This window comes from Streptomyces hirsutus, from assembly GCF_001418415.1.
GTDB lineage: Bacteria > Actinomycetota > Actinomycetes > Streptomycetales > Streptomycetaceae > Streptomyces > Streptomyces hirsutus.
In genome coordinates this window covers 1-2,276 of sequence record NZ_LIQT01000461.1, presented here as the reverse complement: position 1 = coordinate 2,276, position 2,276 = coordinate 1, and the positions used below count along the sequence as shown (strand labels likewise).

The following is a 2,276-nucleotide window of genomic DNA, read 5'->3' as shown; positions in this document are numbered from 1 at the left end:
GCCGCTGTGGGTGCGCTCCGGGCGCGCGGTGAAGACCGCCGTCACGCACGAGACGATCAGGGCGACGGTCCGCGCCGCGGCCCGGCACAGCCTCTACACCCTCAACGGCGGGCGGATCGTGGCCCGCCGCACCTGGGACGGCCGCACCGGCGCCCGCTACGAGCGGATGATCCGGGCGGCGGAAGCCGCGGGGAACCTGGAGGCGGCCGAGGAGTGGGAGGAGCGGCTGCAGCGCTTCCGCGCCGCCCGCCACCACCGCCGCATGGACCTGCTCCACTCACCCGTAGAGGCCGCCAAGGGCGTCGCCGTCGGCGCCGGCATGAGCATCGGTGTCCTGGTCGCCCTCGGCGTCGTCATGGCCCTCAACACCGGCCATGTCGGCGACGTCGTCACCCCACTGTCGGCGACCGTCGACTTCATCGCCCTACTCATCCGGATCGTGCAGGTGGTGTGGGGTCCGACGCTCTCGATCGGCCCGTTCCTGGCCCTGCTCGCCCTGTGGTCGGTCGGCCGCAAGCAGCACGCCGCCCCCGCGTGGGCGCTGCCGGCCAACGTCCGCTCTGGTGAGGGGGAGCCGATCACGCCGTCGATCGTGGTCAAGGCCCTGCGCGACCTCGGAGTCCCCGCGCTGGCGCGCGCCATCAAGGAGATGGGCGACGCCGGCGCGTCCATGCTCGGACCGATCCGGATCGCCGGATGCGGCGTGGAAGTCGACGTCACCCTCCCGTCGGGGGTGGCGACGAACGAGGTGCAGAACCGGCGCCGCAAGCTTGCCGAGAACCTCGCCCGGCACGAGCACGAGGTGTTCATCACCATCCCCGAGGCGGCCCGCACGGTGCGGCTGTGGATCGCCGACTCCGGGGCGCTGGACGAGCCGATCGGCCCGTCTCCGCTGGTCACGGACGAGTCCCTGACCGCGAACTACAAGAGCGGCAAGGCTCCGTGGGGGCAGGACCTGCGCGGCGATGCTGCCGCGCTGAGCCTGTATCAGCGCCACCTGCTGGTCACCGGTCTGTCGAATCAGGGCAAGACTGCCTCGCTGCGGGCCCTGGCGCTGTGGCTGGCGCTGGACCGCTCCGTGCAGTTCTGGATCGCCGACCTGAAGGGCATCGGCGACTGGGCCATGTTCGAGGGCATCGCACAGGTGCTGATCGAGGGCCCCTCCGACGACCACGTCATCCAGGCGACCGAGATGGTTGAGGACGCGGTCGAGGAGATGAACCGGCGGATCGAAACACGCCGGAACGACCCGACCGCCGTGTTCCCTCCGCTGATCGTCTTGGTGGACGAGGCGCAGTTGGCGTTCATGTGCCCGGTCGTCGGCGACGACAAGCGGCCCTACGGCGGCTCCAAGGCCACCTCGCGGTACTTCATGGCGGTCCGCAAGATTCACAACCAGGGCCGTGCGGTCGACGTGCTGATGTGGCAGGGCACGCAGGACCCCACCGATCAGAACCTTCCCAAGCTCGTGCGCGAGGGCGCCCACACCCGGGCGTCCCTCGTGGTGGGCACCGAGTCGCAAGCTGAGATGGCGCTCGGGGCCAAGGCCGTCAACGCCGGCGCCGCCCCGCACCTGCTGCGCCAGGGCCTGGACAAGGGAACCCTTGTGGTCGCCTCGGACGGCATCACGATCCCCGCCGGCCAGGCATCCATCACGGTCCGCACCCACTTCATCGGCGACGAGCCGGCCGCTGAGATCGCGGACCGGGCCAAGGCCCTGCGCGACGGCGCCACCACCCTGCGCGTGATCGACCGGGATGAGGAGCGTGACGCGCTCGCCGACGTCGCGGCAGTCCTGGGCGATGCGCCCCGGCTGCGCACGGATGAGGTTCTCAAGCGGCTGCACGCCCTGGACACGGCCGTCTACCGCGAGTGGAACAACGGCCGTCTCAAGCGGCTACTCGAAGAGCACGGCGAGGAGCCGAAAAAGTCCCACGGGGTCATGGTCGTGCGCCGCGACGACGTGGCCCGCGCGCTCGCCAACCGCGACGCCGACGGTTCCGCTTCCGCCGCCGAATAGCGGGGAGGAACGACCCCCCGGCGCGGGGAGGAGGGGAGAACTCCCCAACCACCTCCCCGGACCTTTCTCTCCGGGCTGATCAGCGCAAACATCGTTTCGGGGAGGCGGGGAAGCTGCCTGCTCAGACCCCCAAAAACCCCTCCACACGGCACACCCAAGGGGGTGCCTCCACCTCCCCAACCCAGCATCAGAAGGGATTCCGCATGCACCCCGATAACCCGCACAGCGTGCCCGTACAGCGGGCCGTGGAAGTCCA

The 2,276-nt window shown here is 70.6% G+C and carries 1 protein-coding gene; it reads left to right on the top strand.

Annotation, left to right across the window (positions count from 1 at the left end; translation table 11 throughout):
- Positions 1–2,020: FtsK/SpoIIIE domain-containing protein (locus tag AOK11_RS30625; RefSeq protein ID WP_055596950.1), on the top strand; the 2,020-nt coding region annotated here is incomplete at its 5' end.
- Between the last annotated feature and the right edge of the window lie 256 nt (positions 2,021–2,276).